The sequence below is a fragment of the Clavibacter vidaverae genome, from assembly GCF_047529985.1.
GTDB classification, from domain to species: domain Bacteria; phylum Actinomycetota; class Actinomycetes; order Actinomycetales; family Microbacteriaceae; genus Clavibacter; species Clavibacter nebraskensis_A.
In genome coordinates, this window is sequence record NZ_JBLJAM010000001.1 from 2,162,967 (window position 1) to 2,179,134 (window position 16,168).

At 70.6% G+C, this 16,168-nt stretch carries 13 protein-coding genes and 2 tRNA genes; 7 read left to right on the top strand and 8 right to left on the bottom strand.

The genetic code is table 11. From position 1 onward, the window contains the following. Positions 1-4 precede the first annotated feature (4 nt). The 5 genes from ACMT9T_RS10250 to pknB all read left to right on the top strand — a co-directional run bounded on the left by ACMT9T_RS10250 (position 5) and on the right by pknB (position 7,901). Positions 5-1,267 (top strand): PP2C family protein-serine/threonine phosphatase, encoded by a 1,263-nt coding sequence (locus ACMT9T_RS10250; RefSeq protein ID WP_414745462.1) that lies wholly within the window; start codon positions 5-7, stop codon positions 1,265-1,267. Next, positions 1,260-2,657, top strand: coding sequence for an FtsW/RodA/SpoVE family cell cycle protein (locus ACMT9T_RS10255; RefSeq protein WP_414745463.1), 1,398 nt, complete (start codon positions 1,260-1,262; stop codon positions 2,655-2,657). Before ACMT9T_RS10250 ends, ACMT9T_RS10255 begins: the two co-directional genes overlap by 8 nt. After that, positions 2,654-4,105 (top strand): peptidoglycan D,D-transpeptidase FtsI family protein, encoded by a 1,452-nt coding sequence (locus tag ACMT9T_RS10260; RefSeq protein WP_414745464.1) that lies wholly within the window; start codon positions 2,654-2,656, stop codon positions 4,103-4,105. Before ACMT9T_RS10255 ends, ACMT9T_RS10260 begins: the two co-directional genes overlap by 4 nt. Next, positions 4,102-6,018, top strand: a complete 1,917-nt coding sequence (locus ACMT9T_RS10265) for a protein kinase domain-containing protein (RefSeq protein WP_414745465.1) — start codon at positions 4,102-4,104, stop codon at positions 6,016-6,018. The genes ACMT9T_RS10260 and ACMT9T_RS10265 overlap by 4 nt, the downstream gene beginning before the upstream one ends. A gap of 134 nt (positions 6,019-6,152) precedes the next feature. Next, positions 6,153-7,901: a Stk1 family PASTA domain-containing Ser/Thr kinase gene (pknB, locus tag ACMT9T_RS10270; protein WP_414745466.1), complete on the top strand. Its 1,749-nt coding sequence runs from the start codon at positions 6,153-6,155 to the stop codon at positions 7,899-7,901. A gap of 164 nt (positions 7,902-8,065) precedes the next feature. Here the strand turns inward: pknB and ACMT9T_RS10275 are convergent, their stop codons facing one another. Together ACMT9T_RS10275 and ACMT9T_RS10280 are read right to left on the bottom strand one after the other, a co-directional pair. Continuing rightward, positions 8,066-8,704 carry an anthranilate synthase component II gene (locus ACMT9T_RS10275; protein WP_414745467.1) on the bottom strand — a complete coding sequence of 213 codons (639 nt, stop codon included), beginning with the start codon at positions 8,702-8,704 and terminating at the stop codon, positions 8,066-8,068. 157 nt (positions 8,705-8,861) lie between these two features. Next, on the bottom strand, positions 8,862-9,680 hold the full coding sequence (locus tag ACMT9T_RS10280) for a class E sortase (protein ID WP_414745468.1): 819 nt from the start codon (positions 9,678-9,680) through the stop codon (positions 8,862-8,864). 105 nt (positions 9,681-9,785) lie between these two features. On the opposite strand from ACMT9T_RS10280, the gene ACMT9T_RS10285 reads away from it, so the two are divergent. Then, entirely contained in the window at positions 9,786-10,025 is a 240-nt protein-coding gene (locus tag ACMT9T_RS10285) for a cell division protein CrgA (RefSeq protein ID WP_015488825.1), read from the top strand. A 406-nt stretch (positions 10,026-10,431) separates the two neighbouring features. On the opposite strand, the gene ACMT9T_RS10290 is transcribed toward ACMT9T_RS10285, so the two are convergent. Beyond that, entirely contained in the window at positions 10,432-11,295 is an 864-nt protein-coding gene (locus ACMT9T_RS10290) for a rhomboid family intramembrane serine protease (protein WP_414745469.1), read from the bottom strand. Continuing rightward, positions 11,295-11,834, bottom strand: a complete 540-nt coding sequence (locus ACMT9T_RS10295; protein WP_414745470.1) for a peptidylprolyl isomerase — start codon at positions 11,832-11,834, stop codon at positions 11,295-11,297. Before ACMT9T_RS10295 ends, ACMT9T_RS10290 begins: the two co-directional genes overlap by 1 nt. 121 nt (positions 11,835-11,955) lie before the next feature. Here ACMT9T_RS10295 and ACMT9T_RS10300 point away from each other — a divergent pair, with 121 nt between their 5' ends. Then, the gene (locus tag ACMT9T_RS10300) at positions 11,956-12,582 is read left to right on the top strand and encodes a hypothetical protein (protein ID WP_414745471.1); all 627 of its coding nucleotides are present in this window, start codon (positions 11,956-11,958) and stop codon (positions 12,580-12,582) included. A gap of 191 nt (positions 12,583-12,773) precedes the next feature. On the opposite strand, the gene ACMT9T_RS10305 is transcribed toward ACMT9T_RS10300, so the two are convergent. From ACMT9T_RS10305 to gyrA, 4 genes are all read right to left on the bottom strand, one after another. Continuing rightward, a tRNA-Ala gene (locus ACMT9T_RS10305) sits at positions 12,774-12,846 on the bottom strand. Between the two features lie 80 nt (positions 12,847-12,926). Then, positions 12,927-13,003, bottom strand: a tRNA-Ile gene (locus ACMT9T_RS10310). A 48-nt stretch (positions 13,004-13,051) separates the two neighbouring features. Beyond that, positions 13,052-13,459: a DUF3566 domain-containing protein gene (locus ACMT9T_RS10315; protein ID WP_414745472.1), complete on the bottom strand. Its 408-nt coding sequence runs from the start codon at positions 13,457-13,459 to the stop codon at positions 13,052-13,054. Then, on the bottom strand, positions 13,452-16,139 hold the full coding sequence (gene gyrA, locus ACMT9T_RS10320) for a DNA gyrase subunit A (protein WP_414745473.1): 2,688 nt from the start codon (positions 16,137-16,139) through the stop codon (positions 13,452-13,454). The genes ACMT9T_RS10315 and gyrA overlap by 8 nt, the downstream gene beginning before the upstream one ends. Positions 16,140-16,168: the final 29 nt, after the last annotated feature.

The window sequence follows — 16,168 nt, forward strand, 5'->3', positions numbered from 1 at the left end:
CGGCGTGGCGACAGTGACGCAGGCCGCTGCCGTCTCCCACGTGGGCAAGGTCCGGTCGAACAACCAGGACTCCGGCTACGCGGGGCGGCACCTCTTCGTCGTCGCCGACGGCATGGGCGGGCACGCGGGCGGCGACGTCGCCTCCGCGGTGGCCCTCACGCGGATCATCGAGGCCGACAAGCCGTACGCCTCCGCGCACGACGCCGAGTTCGCGCTCCAGGCCGGCCTCGTGGCCGCCAACCAGCTGCTCGCCGAGACCGTGTTCGAGCACTCCGAGCTCACCGGCATGGGCACCACGGTCAGCGCCCTCGCCCGCGTCGACCGCCACGTCGCGATCGCCCACATCGGCGACTCGCGCATCTACCTCTTCCGCCGCGGCGAGCTCAGCCAGATCTCCAACGACCACACCTTCGTGCAGCGCCTCGTCGACAGCGGCCGCATCACGCCCGAGGAGGCGCTCGTCCACCCGCGCCGCTCCGTCCTCATGCGCGTGCTCGGCGACGTCGACGCGGCACCCGAGGTCGACACGCAGGTGCTCGACACGCATACGGGCGACCGCTGGCTGCTCTGCTCCGACGGGCTCAGCAGCTACGTGGCCGAGGAGCGGATCACCGAGATCCTCGCCACCGCGGGCACCCCGGAGGCCATCGCCGACGCGCTCGTGAAGGAGTCGCTCGACCACGGCGCCCCCGACAACGTCACGGTGGTCGTCGTCGACGTGCTCGACGAGGACGACCGGGCCGCCGCCGAGCGCCCCGAGCCCGAGCCCGTGCTCGTGGGATCCGCCGCGCAGCCCCTCGCGTTCGGCGACGAGCCCGCGAAGCGCGCCGTCCGCATCCCGTCGCTCCTCCTGCACCCGCTGCGCGCCACCACGGCCGCGCGCGACGCGCAGTTCGAGCCGGAGTCGGACGAGTACCTCGAGGCCCTCATCGCCGAGGACCGCCGCCGCGCGCTCCGCCGCCGCGTCACGTGGCTGGTGGGCGTCGCCCTGATCCTCGTGGGCCTCGTCCTCGCCTGCGTGCTCGGCTACCGGTGGACCCAGTCGCGCTACTACGTGGGCGAGTCCGAGGGCACGGTCGCCGTCTACAACGGCGTGCAGCAGACCATCGGCCCGATCGAGCTCTCCCACGTCTACGCGCGCACCGAGGTGCGGGTGGACGACCTCCAGCCCTTCTACCGCCAGCAGGTCGAGCAGACCATCAACGCCGACTCGCTCGCGGGCGCCGAGGAGATCGTGAACCGACTCCAGGAGGCCACGGGTGGCTAGGGCCGGCGTGGCGGACGCCCCCGCCCGGCCCCGCGAGCGCGCGCCCAAGGTGCCGCGGATCCGCGTGCCCCGGCGCCTCCGGAACCTCGAGCTCGCGCTGGTCGTGCTGGCCTCCGTCATCAACGGCGGCGCGCTCTACCTCGTGCAGCTCGGCGCGCTCGGCGCCTTCGACCAGAGCTTCTTCCTCCCGGCCACGGGCCTCGCCGCCCTCGTGCTCGGCATGCACGTGGCCCTGCGCTGGCTCGCGCCCGACGCGGATCCCTTCATCCTCCCCATCGCCACGGTCCTCAACGGCCTGGGGCTCGCGGCCATCTACCGGCTCGACCTCGCCGGCGGGTACTCCGGCTGGGACAGCGTCGCCGTGCGCCAGATCGTGTGGTCGGGCCTCGCCATCGTGTGCGCCCTCGCGGTCATCGTGCTGCTGAAGAACCACCGCGTCCTGCAGCGCTACCGCTACATCGCCATGTTCGTGGGCCTCATCCTGCTGCTCCTGCCGATGCTCCCGTTCATCGGCCAGAACATCAACGGCGCCCGCGTCTGGATCCACATCGGCGGCTTCTCGTTCCAGCCCGGCGAGATCGCCAAGATCTGCCTCGCCGTCTTCTTCGCCGGCTACCTCGTCACGGCGCGCGACAGCCTCTCGATGGTGGGCGTCAAGGTGCTCGGGATGCGCTTCCCGCGCGTCCGCGACCTCGGCCCGATCCTCCTCGTCTGGGCCGTCTCGATGAGCGTCCTGGTGTTCCAGCGCGACCTCGGCACGTCGCTCCTCTACTTCGGCCTCTTCATCGTCATGACCTACGTGAGCACCGGCCGCATCGGCTGGGTCGTCCTCGGCGCCGTGCTGTTCCTCGGCGGCGCGTTCGGCGCGAGCACGCTCGGCTACGTCGGCGGCCGCGTCGACGCCTGGCTGAACCCGTTCGACCCCGCCGTCTACGACGCGCAGGGCGGCAGCTTCCAGCTGGTCACGGGCCTGTTCGGCATGGCGTCCGGCGGCCTGTTCGGACAGGGGCTCGGCAGCGGCATGCCCAACCTCACGCCGCTCGCCAACAGCGACTTCATCCTCGCGAGCCTCGGCGAGGAGCTCGGCCTCACGGGCGTCTTCGCGATCCTCGCCCTCTACCTCCTGCTCGTCTCGCGCGGCTTCCGCATCGGCTTCGCCGGCCAGGACGACTTCGGCAAGCTGCTCGGCATCGGGCTGTCGTTCGTCATCGCGCTGCAGGTCTTCATCGTCATCGGCGGCGTCACGCGCGTCATCCCGCTCACGGGCCTGACGACGCCGTTCATGGCGGCGGGCGGATCCTCGCTCCTCGCCAACTGGATCATCGCGGCCCTGCTGCTGCGCCTGTCCGACACCGTCCGCAACCAGCCCCGATTGGTGGTCGAGTCGTGAACCGCGAGCTGAAGCGCGTCTCCGTGTTCGTCCTGGCCATGTTCGTGGCCCTGTTCGTCGCGGCCTCGGTCATCCAGGTCGTCTCCGCGCCGACGCTGCAGGCGGATCCGCGGAACAGCCGCACCATCATCGCCAGCTACTCCGCGGAGCGCGGCGCGATCCTCGTCGACGGCACGCCCATCGCCTCCTCGGTCCCGGTCGACGACCGGTACAAGTTCCTCCGCACGTACTCGCAGCCCGACCTCTACAGCGCGGTCACCGGGTACTACACGCTCGGGCAGGGATCCACCGGCCTCGAGGACTCCATGAACGACGTGCTCACCGGCACGAGCGGCACGCAGTTCTTCGACAGCATCACGCGCACCTTCACCGGACAGGACCCGAAGGGCGCCTCGATCGAGCTCACGCTCGATCCGAAGGTGCAGCAGGCGGCGTACGACGCGCTCGGGAAGCTGCAGGGATCGGTCGTCGCGATCGAGCCGAAGACCGGCCGCATCCTCGCGATGGTCTCCAAGCCCGGGTACGACCCGAACGCGCTCGCGTCGCACGACCGCGCGGCCGTCAAGCAGACCTACGCGTCGCTCCTCGCCGACCCGGCGAACCCGCTGGTCGACCGCGCGGTCAAGAGCCTCAACCCGCCCGGATCCACGTTCAAGCTCATCACCGTGGCCGCGGCCCTCGAGTCCGGCCAGTACACGCCCGACTCCCTCCTCCCCAACCCGTCGACCTTCACGCTGCCGGGCACCAGCACGGTCATCACGAACGCCGGCGAGGGCGCGTGCGGACCGGAGCCCGAGGTCTCCATCGCGACCGCGCTCCGCCTCAGCTGCAACATCCCGATGGCGCAGCTCGGCATCGCGCTCGGCTCCGAGCGGATCGCGAAGATGGCCGAGGCGTTCGGCTACGGCAAGTCGATCGACGTGCCCATGTCCAGCGCGAAGAGCGTCTTCTCCCCCGACCTCGACGACGCGCAGACCGCGCAGTCCGCCTTCGGCCAGCTCGACGTGCGCGCCACGCCGCTGCAGACCGCCATGGTCACCGCCGGCATCGCCAACGGCGGCGAGGTCATGAAGCCGAGCGTCGTCGACAGCGTCCTCAACCCCGACCTCAGCGAGCTGTCCGGCTTCTCGCCGAGCAGCTTCGCCGACCCGATCTCGAAGGAGACCGCCGCCACCATGACCCGGATGATGATCGACGACGTCCAGAGCGGCGTCGCGTCGAATGCGAGAATCGGTGGCGTCGACGTGGCCGGCAAGACGGGCACCGCCCAGAACGGCGCCGACGACCCGTACACCCTGTGGTTCACCGGCTTCGCGCCGGCGGATTCGCCGAAGGTGGCGGTCGCGGTCCTGGTCGAGGACGGCGGCGGACGAGGACGATCGGGCTCGGGGAACACCCTCGCCGCCCCCGTGGCGAAGAAAGTGATTGAGGCGGTGCTGGACAGATGAGACCCACGAGCGGACTGACCTTCGGAGGGCGTTACCAGCTGGGCGATCGCATCGCCATCGGCGGCATGGGCGAGGTGTGGGAGGCCACCGACCTCGTCATCGGTCGCAAGGTCGCCATCAAGATCCTCAAGGACGAGTACCTCGGCGACCCCGGGTTCCTCGAGCGCTTCCGCGCCGAGGCCCGTCACGCCGCGCTCGTCAACCACGAGGGCATCGCGAACGTCTTCGACTACGGCGAGGAGGACGGCAGCGCGTTCCTCGTGATGGAGCTGGTGCCCGGCGAGGCGCTCTCCACCATCCTCGAGCGGGAGCGCGTGCTCTCCACCGACAAGGTGCTCGACATCATCGCCCAGACCGCGCTGGCGCTCCACGCCGCGCACCAGGCCGGGCTCGTCCACCGCGACATCAAGCCCGGGAACCTGCTCATCACGCCCGACGGCCGCGTGAAGATCACCGACTTCGGCATCGCGCGCATCGCCGACCAGGTGCCGCTCACCGCCACGGGCCAGGTCATGGGCACGGTCCAGTACCTCTCGCCCGAGCAGGCGAGCGGCCACCCCGCGTCGCCGTCCACGGACGTCTATTCGATGGGCATCGTCGCGTACGAGTGCCTGGCCGGCCGCCGTCCCTTCACGGGCGAGTCGCAGGTCGCCATCGCGATGGCGCAGATCAACGAGCAGCCGCCCGAGCTCCCCGTCACCGTCGCCGAGCCCGTGCGCAACCTCGTCATGGCGTGCATCTCGAAGAAGCCGGCCGACCGACCGCAGAGCGCCGCGCACCTCGCGCGCGCCGCGCAGGCGCTGCGTCGCGGCGACGTCGGCACCGCCACCATCGCGGTCGCGGCCGTCGCCGGGGCTGCCGCGATGGCCGACCCGGGCGCCGCCACCCAGGCCACGCAGCTCATGCCGTCCGGCCGCCGCGCCGACACGGGCGCCACCACGGTGCTCTCCTCGTCCGGCCCGCGCGCCGGTGCCGCGTCCCCCCTCGTCTTCGACGACGACGAGGACGACGAGGAGGCCGAGCAGCCGCGCGCCCGCAAGCGCGCCATCTGGATCTTCGTCGTCGTCGCGCTCCTCGTGATCGGCGCCATCGTCGCCGGGGCCATCGCCCTCACGGGGAAGAACGACTCCGCGGGCCCCGCGCCGACGCCCACCGAGACGAGCGCGTCGGCGAGCCCGAGTCCCAGCCCGACGCCCACTCCCACGCCGACGCCGACCGCGAGCACCGTCGAGGTCAACCGCGACGACTACATCGGCCGCGACCAGAAGACGGTCACGGGCGAGCTCACCACGCTCGGCCTCAAGGTCACGGTCGTCACGGGCAGCGCCGCGCCGTCGGGCGAGGAGGAGGGCCGCGTCACCGCGATCACCCCCACCGGCAGCGTCGCGAAGGGCGCCACCATCCAGATCACCGCCTACGGTCCGCAGACCCTGCCGACCGCGGCCCCGTCGACGCCCACCGTCGAGCCCACGACCGTCCGCGCCGGCCAGGCCGTGGACATCTCGTGGCCCGCGTACTCGTGCCCGGCCGGCCAGACGCTCAACGGCTACCAGATCCAGACCGACTCGGTCTCGGGAGGCGCCACCGGCACGTGGAGCGGGAGCACCAACCCGACCAACGCGCAGACCACGTCCGGCGAGATCAAGGCGGGCACGAGCCCCGGTTCGTTCACCGTCAAGTACCTCGCCATCTGCGGCACCAACGAGTCGCCGTACAGCAGCACGGTCACCGTCGCCGTCGATGCCGCCCCGGGCGGGTCCGGCACAGGTGGCGGCACGAGCGGCGGGACCGGAGGCGGCACCGGCGGCGGGACGGGCGGCGGCAGCGGCGGCACCACGGGCTCGGGACCGACCCCGGCTCCCGGCCGCACGGACGAGCGCTCGCTCGTCTCCAGCTCGCACCGGATCCCCTGACCCAGGCTCCGCGGGAGGCCGCCGACCGCGTGTCGGCGGCCGATCCCGCGCATGCCAGGACCCCGCCCGGACACCCAGCGGAGCCCCGGTAAGCTCATCCCCGTCCGAATCCCGATCCCGACGAGAGGCAGTCCGTGACCGACACGCGTGTGCTGGGCGGCCGCTACGAGGTCGGGGCGCTGCTGGGTCGCGGGGGCATGGCGGACGTGTTCGAGGGCGTGGACGCGCGCCTCGGGCGCCGCGTCGCCGTCAAGGTCCTGCGCCGCGGTCTCGCCGAGGATCCGGCCTTCCGCAGCCGCTTCCGCCAGGAGGCCCAGGCCGCCGCGCGCATGTCGCACCCCACCATCGTGCGGGTCTTCGACGCCGGCGAGGACGTGGTCACCGACCAGGACGGCGCGTCGCACACGGTCCCCTTCATCGTCATGGAGCGCGTCGAGGGCCGCCTGCTGAAGGACGTCATCACCGACGGCCCGCTCGACCCGGACGAGGCCGTCCGCATCATGCGCCAGGTCCTCACGGCCCTCGAGTACTCGCACCGCGCGGGCGTCGTGCACCGCGACATCAAGCCGGGCAACATCATGGTCACGCCCACCGGCCAGGTGAAGGTCATGGACTTCGGCATCGCGCGCGCCGTCTCCGACACCTCCGCCACCATCGCGCAGACCACGGCCATCCTCGGCACCGCACGCTACTTCTCCCCGGAGCAGGCCAAGGGCGAGTCGGTGGATGCGCGCACCGACCTCTACTCCGCCGGCGTCGTCCTCTTCGAGATGCTCACGGGTCAGGCCCCCTTCCGCGCCGACACCGCCGTCGCCGTCGCGTACCAGCACGTCAGCGAGACGCCGGTCGCGCCGAGCTCGGTCCAGGAGCACGTGTCCCCGCAGCTGGATCAGGTCGTCCTGCACGCCATGGCGAAGGACCGCTACGCGCGCTTCCAGACCGCGGGCGACTTCCGCACCGACCTCGACCTCGCCGCCGCGGGCACCCTCGCGCCGCGGGAGGCGCCGAGCCACGACGTGGGCGCCACGCTCTTCGGCGCACCGGCCGGCCCCACCTCCTCCCAGCAGGCGCTCCGCCAGCTCGGCGTTGACGACGACCGCACCGTCCGCACGCAGAGCCGTCCGCCCGTGCCCTGGATCTGGGCGGGCGTCACCGTCGTCGTCGTCATCCTCATCGCCGTGGTCATCTGGGTCACGAACCTCAGCACCATCGGCCCGCCCGACATCAGCCCGACCGTCCCGGACGTCGCGGGCTCCACCTACACCAGCGCAGCTGCCGCCCTCGAGGAGGCGGGCCTCGTCCCCCTCGAGCGGGACGAGCCGAGCACGTCCGTCGCCGAGGGCCTCGTGCTGCGCACCAACCCGGATCCGGGCCAGAACGTCGCCTCCAAGACCGAGGTCGACGTGTTCGTCTCCTCCGGTCCGCCGGAGGTCCAGGTGCCCAACGTCATGAACCTGGACGAGGGCGCGGCCACCGCCAGCCTCCAGGCGGCCGGCCTCACGGTGGGCGAGGTGGTCCGGCAGTCGTCGCCGACCGTGCCGGACGGCGTGGTCATGCAGTCGGAGCCCGCCGCCTCCCAGCAGGTCGACAAGGGGTCCGCGGTCAAGCTCATCCTGTCGAACGGCAAGGTCAGCCTGCCCGACGTCCTGGGACAGCCGCTGTCGGACGCGCAGAAGCTCCTCGAGGAGTCGCAGCTCGTCGTGACCACGCGTCGCGACCCGTCCTGCGGCCGCGCCGATGGATCTCCCGTGATCCAGCAGTCGGTGCCGCCCGGCGACGTCGCCCAGCGCTCCACCGTGGCGCTCACCTACTGCACGGGCGCGGTCCGCGGCACGCCCACGCCGGGCGCCCCGACCTCCACACCGGATCCCGCCCGAGGCTGACGGCACCGCCCGGCGACGCCCGGCGACCCGTGACGCTCTCCGATCTCACACGCAGGCCCGCGGAGCGCAGCCGGTGCCGCGTGCTCCCGGGCGCCGATGCAGGCGGCTGAGGGCCCAGCGGGACCGGCCTCCCCCGATCACCTCGAGGGATCGCGCGTCGGTCCTCAGGCGACCCGGACGAGCGGCGACAGACGCGAGGACGTGTCGCGCGCTCCGGAGAGCCCGGCCCCCTCGAGCCAGTTGCCGAGCATGCGGTAGCCGCCCTCGGTGAGCACGGACTCCGGGTGGAACTGGACGCCGACGATGGGTGCGGCCTCGTGTCGGAGGCCCATGATGACGCCGCCCTCGGTGCGCGAGGTCACAACGAGGTCGGAGGGGACCGTGCCGTCGACGACCGCGAGCGAGTGGTACCGCGTGGCCGTGAACGGCTGCGGGACGCCGAGGTAGAAGTCGCCGTCGTCGTGGGTGACGAGCGAGGTCTTGCCGTGCATGAGCTCCTCGGCGTTGGTGACCGTGGCGCCGAAGGCCTCCGCGATCGCCTGATGCCCGAGGCAGACGCCGAGCAGCGGGGTGCCGGAATCGAGCGCGGCCGTGACCGTGGGGATGGAGACGCCGGCCTCGGACGGCTTGCCCGGACCGGGCGACACCAGGACCGCGTCGTACTCCGAGATCACGCCGGCCATGTCGGCACCGGCGTGGTCGTCGTTGCGCATGACCACGGTCTCCGCGCCCAGCTGCTGCAGGTACCCGTTGAGCGTGTAGACGAAGCTGTCGTAGTTGTCGATGACGAGGACGCGCGTCACTGATGCACCGTGACTTCCTGGGTGTTGACGATGGAGTCGACCCAGGGGAACACCCAGGCGACGAGCGAGAAGAGGATGGCCGCGAGCAGCACCAGGATGATGAGGAGCCTCACCCAGACCGGCCCGGGGAGGATGCGCCAGAACGCCGCGTACACGCTCAGCCCGCCTTCGCGAACGAGGTGCCGGCGAGGGCGGCGGGAGTCGAGGCGTCGGACCGCGGCTGCCAGGACTCGAAGACGCTGTAGGCGACCACCCGCTCGGCTGCGGAGAAGAGCGGGTTGCAGCTCGTCATCGTGAGGATCCGGTCCCCCGGCTGCGCATCGGGCGCCTGGGGCACCGGGTTGAGCACGTCGACTCCGGTGGGCTTCACGTACTCGAGTGTACGGAACCGGTACGTGTACCAGCCGTCCTGCGTCTCGACGACGATGGCGTCCCCCACCCGAAGGTCCGTGATCTGGTTGAACGGCTTCCCGTACGTGGTGCGGTGCGCCGCGACCGCGAAGTTCCCCACCTGCCCGGGCATCTGGGTCTCGCGGTAGTGCCCGATCTTGCCGTGGTTGAGCACGTTCCCGAGGCCGACGCCCGTGGCGACGGGCACGACGTAGTCGGGGCCGAACCGGGGGATGTAGATGTTGCCGAAGTCGGTGGCGTCGGAACCCGGCGCCGCAGTGATCACGGGGTCCCCGGGGACGGCGGGCGTCGCGGCGGGATCCGGCGATGCGGCGGGATCCGGCGCCGTCTCCGGCGCCGGAGCCGCGGTGGCCCAGCTCCTGCTGTTCTCCAGCGCCTGGTCCCGCTGGCCGCTGCTCACCACGATGTCGTTGAACCAGAGCTGCCAGCCCAGGAACAGCATGATGAGCACGCCGGCCGTGAGGAGGAGCTCGCCGAGGACGCCGACCGTGCCGAGCAGCACGTCGTTCCGCCTGCCGCGGCGCCGCGTGGCACGGCGGGAGGGGGCAGGATCCTGTGGGCTCATGTGCCGATTGTAGGTGGCGCGCCTCGGTGCCAGGCCGGGACGGCCGCCCCGTGGACGCGGGCATCGTCCGGGCCCCGTGGAGGAGGGTACGGCTAGGATCTCGGCATGGCCCGCGACAAGACGACGAGACCCTCCCGCCAGGAACGCGTGCGCGACGAGGACGCCCCGAACCCGGTGTGGTTCAAGCCCATCATGTTCGGCTTCATGCTCGTCGGCCTCGCCTGGCTGATCGTCTACTACGTGAGCCTCAACGCCTTCCCCATCCCCGACCTCGGCGTCGGCAACATCCTCATCGGCTTCGGCCTCATCCTCGTCGGCTTCCTGATGACCACCAGGTGGCGCTGACCGCAGCGCATCGAAGAAGAGCCCGCCACCTCCCGGTGGCGGGCTCTTCTGCATCCCCGGCCGGATCCCGATCGAGCCGTTCTCCACAGCGGACCTGTGCACAAGCCTCCACACATGTGGAGAACTCCGCGGCACCCGGCGAGGCACGCGACCTGTCGCGCTGGTTACACGCCGAAGCCCTCAGCGGTCGGGATCCGCTCGACCCGCCGACCCGTGTCCGAGTCCTGCCCACCCGTCCCGCGCACCGCTAATGACACGCGTGTAACTATCCCCACTGTGGACTGGCCTGTGGATAACCCGGCTGTCGCCCGTGGGAGCGCGCATCGGCCGACACCATGCCGCCACGAAGACGACGACGCCCCGCGTGGCTCCGACGGGAGCGACGCGGGGCGGGACGACGTGCGGATCAGATGGCGACGGGGAAGACGGCCGCAGCGACCACGATCGCCGCGGCCAGAGCGCCCAGCGAGCCGATCTGCGCACCGCGCTGCCGCGCGTCCCGGGTGCGCAGGAGCACGAGCGCCACGAGCGCACCGGTGACGAGGCCGCCGACGTGCGCCTGCCAGGAGACGCCCTGCACCACGAAGCCCAGCAGGAGGTTCAGCGCGATGACGCCCAGGAGCGGACCCACGTTGCCGCCGAGCTTGCGCGCGAGCACGAAGTAGCCGCCCATGAGCCCGAAGATCGCGCCCGAGGCGCCGACGACGGCCGTGAGCGAGTCGCCCATGGCCGCGCCGATGACCTCGACGGCGAGCGAACCCCCGAGGGCCGAGATCAGGAAGAGCGCGAGGAAGCGGACGCGGCCGAGCATGGGCTCGAGGACGCGGCCGAAGACGTAGACGGACAGCATGTTGAGCACGATGTGGAAGATGCTGTCCGGGGAGTGCGTGAACGCGCTCGTGAGCATGCGCCACGGCTCGTAGTCACCGGAGGCGACGCTGCCGTAGACCGGCGCGAACCAGAGGGACGTGGTGACGTAGCCGCCCACGATGGGCAGCACCTGCAGGATCCAGACCACGGCGCAGACGGCCATGATCGCGTACGTCACTACGGGCGCGGAGCTCCGCGTCATGCGCGTGACGAACGACGCCCGGGAACGAGGAGCGGTGCGACGCTGCTCCTTCATGTCCTCCGGGCAGATCACCCCGACGGCGGCCGGCGTCTGGCACTCGGGGCAGATGGTCCGCCCGCATCGCTGGCACAGCACGAAGCTCTGCCGATCGGGGTGCCGGTAGCAGCGGTCGGCCGCCGTACGGGGTGAGTCGGTCATCAGACCTTCTCGACGGTGACGCTCTCGATCACGACGTCCTCGCGGGGACGGTCGCGGCCGTCGGTCGGGACGGCGTTGAGCGCGTCGACGACCTTCTTGGACGCGTCGTCGGCGACCTCGCCGAAGATCGTGTGCTTGCCCTGGAGCCACGTGGTGGGCGCCGTGGTGATGAAGAACTGCGAGCCGTTGGTGCCGCGGCCGCCCTGCGTGCCGGCGTTCGCCATGGCGAGGATGTAGGGCTTCGAGAAGTCCAGGTCGCGGCTGATCTCGTCATCGAACTGGTAGCCCGGGCCACCGGTGCCCTGGCCGAGCGGGTCGCCGCCCTGGAGCATGAAGTCCTTGATGATGCGGTGGAAGACGACGCCGTCGTACAGCGGGTCGGTCGACTTCTTGCCGGTCTGGGGGTGGGTCCACTCCTTCCCGCCCGTGGCGAGGCCGACGAAGTTCTCGACGGTCTGGGGCGCGTGGGACCCGAAGAGGTTGAGGACGATGGTGCCGTGGTTGGTCGTCATGGTGGCGACGTGAGTGTGCGCAGACATGGAGCAATGGTCTCACGGCGGAGCTGGGACTCGGGGGACGCACAGGCTCCGCCCTGTTTGCCCTCGGTGGCACCCGTGCCAGACTGGGGATCCTGGCGAAATCACACCGATGGAGGTCCCCTTGGGTCTGTCACGCAAGAACAAGAAGGAGTTGGCGAAGCTCCGCACCCACGCGGCCGCCGTCCTCAAGGAGCAGCGCGAGGTCCTCGACCGGGCCAACGTCGTCGTGGCCGAGGCCGCGCACACCGCCCGCAAGCTCTCCGACCAGCACGTCGTCCCCGCCGTCAAGCGCGGCGTCGACGACCACATCCGTCCGGGCTACGAGGCCGGCGCCGAGCGCGTGCGCACGGCGGCCGACTCGGCCTACAAGGGCTTCACGCACACGGTCCTCCCGGCCGTCGCCGGTGCCGCCGGATCCGCGGTCGCCGCGACCGAGGGCATCCGCAACAGCAAGCAGGTGAAGGACGCCGTCAAGAAGGCGGGCAAGGTCTCCTCGAAGGCGCAGGAGTTCGGCAAGCACTACGTCGAGAACGGCCGCTCGTACGTCGGCCGCTATGTGCCGCAGGCGGCACCCGCGAAGAAGGGCCTCGGCTTCGGCGGAGTCGCCCTCATCGCGCTCGGCGTCGTGGTGGTGGGCGGGGTCGGGTACGCGCTGTACCAGACGTTCCGCGCGGATGACGATCTCTGGATCGCCGACGACGAGCCCGAGGCCGTCGACGCGACCGCGAAGGACCAGCCCTCGAGCTGACCTCCGCACGTCGATCGCGACGCGATCGCGAGAAGGCCCGGACACCGACAGGTGCCCGGGCCTTCGTCGTACGCGGGACGTGGCAGCCCAGCACCACGACGTCGGCGACGAACGAGGACACCGAGGAGCGACCGCGTGCCGGGAGCTCGAGCCGCCGGCGGCGAGCGGGGATGGCCCACGAGGGCCGGATGTGGAGTCACGGGGAATCGAACCCCGGACCTCCTGCTTGCAAAGCAGGCGCTCTACCAATTGAGCTATGACCCCGATCGGCGAGCCTCGGACCGCCTCGCGATCTACCGACTCGTTTCCCGCCATGCCCCCGGATCACACGGATCCGGGGGTGTTGGTGGGGATACCAGGATTTGAACCTGGGACCTCTTCATTATCAGTGAAGCGCTCTAACCAACTGAGCTATATCCCCATCGGGCAGGTACACGTTACCGTACGCCTGCCCGTTTCTCCCAATCGGCTACGCGTTGGTGAAGCCGACGAGCACGCCGCCGGTGATGCGCACGCTGAGGTTGTACAGCAGCGCGGCCACCGCACCGAGCACGGTGCCGACGACGATGTTGAGCACGGCCACCACGATGGCGAAGCCGAGCACCTGACCCAGGCCGAAGACGTCCTGGAGGGAGAAGTCCGTGGATCCGGAGACCTCCTGGAAGAGCTGGTCCACCGTGCCGAACACGTTCGTGGTCTGCAGCACGACGTAGATGAGGAACGTGGCCACGACGGTGATGACGCCGAGCACCACCGAGAAGAGGAACGCGAGCTTCAGCGCCGACCAGAAGTCGACGTACACGAGCTTGAGACGCACCTGCTTGGTGGTGGTCGCTCGCGACGACTTCTTCGCGAGCTTCTCGGCGACACTACTCATCAGGTGTTTCCTTCCCAGCAGCGGTACCGTCGGACGCGTCGGGCGCAGCTTCGGGGACCACCAGGTTGCGTTCGGAGTTCTTGGCCAGTGAGATGATCCTGTCGTCGTCCGCGAATCGGGCGAACACGACACCCATGGTGTCTCTGCCCTTCGCCGGGACCTCGGCCACGGCAGAGCGTACCACCTTGCCGCTGGCGAGCACGACGAGGATCTCGTCCTCCTCGCCCACGATCAGGGCGCCGGCCAGGTCGCCGCGGGCGTCCTGGAGCTTCGCGACCTTGATGCCCATGCCGCCGCGGTTCTGCACGCGGTACTGGTCGGCCGCGGTGCGCTTGGCGAAGCCGCCCTCGGTGACGACGAAGACGAATCCCTGCTCGCCGACGACGGATGCGCTCAGCAGCGTGTCGTCCCCGCGGAAGGTCATGCCCTTCACTCCCGAGGTCGAGCGGCCCATGGGACGCAGCGCCTGGTTGTCGGCGGAGAACCGCAGCGACATGCCCTTGCGTGACACGAGCAGCAGGTCGTCGTCCTCGTCCACGAGCAGCGCCGACACGAGCGCGTCGCCGTCACGGAGATTGATCGCGATGATGCCGCCCGTGCGGTTCGTGTCGTACTCGGTGAGCGCGGTCTTCTTCATCAGGCCGTCGCGGGTGGCGAGCACGAGGTACTGCGCCACCTGGTAGTCGCGGATGTCGAGGACCTGCTGGATCTCCTCGTCCGGCTGCATGGCCAGCAGGTTGGCGACGTGCTGGCCCTTGGCGTCGCGGCCGGCCTCCTGGAGCTCGTACGCCTTCGCGCGGTAGACCCGGCCCTTGTCCGTGAGGAACAGGAGCCAGTGGTGCGTGGTCGTGACGAAGAAGTGCTCCACCACGTCGTCCGCCCGGAGCTGCGCGCCGCGGACGCCCTTGCCGCCGCGGTGCTGGCTGCGGTAGTTGTCGATGCGCGTGCGCTTGATGTACCCGCCGCGCGTGACCGTGACCACCATCTCCTCCTCGGGGATGAGGTCCTCCATGCTCATGTCGCCGTCGAAGCCGAGCATGATCTCCGTGCGCCGGTCGTCGCCGTACTTGTCGGTGATCTCCTGCAGCTCGGTGCTGATGATCTCCCGCTGCACGGACGGCGTCGCGAGGATGTGCTTGTACTCGGCGATGCGCTCCTCGAGCTCGGCCGCCTGGTCCTGGATCTTCTGGCGCTCCAGGGCCGCGAGCCGACGGAGCTGCATCTCGAGGATCGCGTTGGCCTGGAGCTCGTCGATGTCGAGCAGCTTCATCAGGCCGCTGCGCGCCACCTCCACGGTCTCGGACCGGCGGATGAGGGCGATGACGTCGTCGAGCGCGTCGAGCGCCTTGAGGTAGCCGCGCAGGATGTGGGCGCGCGCCTCGGCCTCGTTGAGCCGGTACTGCGTGCGCCGCACGATGACGTCGATCTGGTGGTCGACCCAGGCGGAGATGAAGCCGTCGAGCGCGAGGGTGCGCGGGATCCCGTCGACGATCGCGAGCATGTTCGCGCCGAAGTTCTCCTGCAGCTGCGTGTGCTTGTAGAGGTTGTTCAGCACGACCTTGGCGACCGCGTCGCGCTTCAGCACGATGACGAGGCGCTGGCCGGTGCGGCCCGAGGTCTCGTCGCGGATGTCGGCGACGCCGCCGAGCTTCCCGTCCTTCACGAGCTCGGCGATCTTGATCGCCAGGTTGTCGGGGTTCACCTGGTACGGCAGCTCGGTGACCACCAGGCAGACGCGGCCCTGGATCTCCTCGACCGCGACGACCGCGCGCATCGTGATGGACCCACGACCCGTGCGGTACGCGTCGATGATGCCCTTGGTGCCGAGCACCTGCGCGCCCGTCGGGAAGTCCGGGCCCTTGATCCGCTCGAGGAGCGCCTCGAGCAGCTCCTCCCGGTTCGCGTCGGGGTTGGCGAGCAGCCACTGCGCGCCGGCGGCGACCTCGCGGAGGTTGTGCGGCGGGATGTTGGTGGCCATGCCGACCGCGATGCCCACGGATCCGTTGACCAGCAGGTTGGGGAACCGCGACGGCAGGATCTTCGGCTCGAGCGTGCGGCCGTCGTAGTTGTCCTGGAAGTCGACCGTGTCCTCGGTGATGTCCCGGACCATCTCCATGGCGAGGGGCGCCATCTTGGTCTCGGTGTACCGGGGGGCGGCGGCGCCGTCGTTGCCGGCCGAGCCGAAGTTGCCCTGGCCGAGCGCGAGCGGGTAGCGCAGGCTCCACGGCTGGACGAGGCGCACGAGCGCGTCGTAGATGGAGGAGTCGCCGTGGGGGTGGAACTGGCCCATGACCTCGCCGACCACGCGCGCCGACTTGAAGAAGGAGCGGTCGGGACGGTAGCCGCCGTCGTACATGGCGTAGATCACGCGGCGGTGCACGGGCTTGAGGCCGTCGCGCACCTCGGGGAGCGCGCGCTGGACGATGACGCTCATCGCGTAGTCGAGGAACGACCGCTGCATCTCGAGCTGCAGATCGACCTGCTCGATGCGGTCGTGGGAGACGACGACGGTGGCGTCGGGGTCGATGATGGCGCCCGGCAGCGAGTCCGACGCGGCGGCCGCGGACGACGCCGGCGTCACGCCCTCCTGGGGCAGGGCGTCGTCGGTCGACGACGCCTGCTCGTCGTCCGGGGTCGCCCCCGTGCCCTGCTCGTCGTCCGGAGTGATGTCGTCGGCCATGGAGGTCCCGTTCAGATGTCGATGGAGCG

What these genes read in the sequence shown, in the direction of transcription:
- ACMT9T_RS10265 (WP_414745465.1), top strand. Translation starts at nt 4,102, where the DNA reads ATGAGACCCACGAGCGGACTGACCTTCGGAGGGCGTTACCAGCTGGGC.
- ACMT9T_RS10280 (WP_414745468.1), bottom strand. Translation starts at nt 9,680, where the DNA reads ATGAGCCCACAGGATCCTGCCCCCTCCCGCCGTGCCACGCGGCGCCGC.
- ACMT9T_RS10285 (WP_015488825.1), top strand. Translation starts at nt 9,786, where the DNA reads ATGGCCCGCGACAAGACGACGAGACCCTCCCGCCAGGAACGCGTGCGC.
- ACMT9T_RS10290 (WP_414745469.1), bottom strand. Translation starts at nt 11,295, where the DNA reads ATGACCGACTCACCCCGTACGGCGGCCGACCGCTGCTACCGGCACCCC.
- ACMT9T_RS10295 (WP_414745470.1), bottom strand. Translation starts at nt 11,834, where the DNA reads ATGTCTGCGCACACTCACGTCGCCACCATGACGACCAACCACGGCACC.
- ACMT9T_RS10315 (WP_414745472.1), bottom strand. Translation starts at nt 13,459, where the DNA reads ATGAGTAGTGTCGCCGAGAAGCTCGCGAAGAAGTCGTCGCGAGCGACC.
- gyrA (WP_414745473.1), bottom strand. Translation starts at nt 16,139, where the DNA reads ATGGCCGACGACATCACTCCGGACGACGAGCAGGGCACGGGGGCGACC.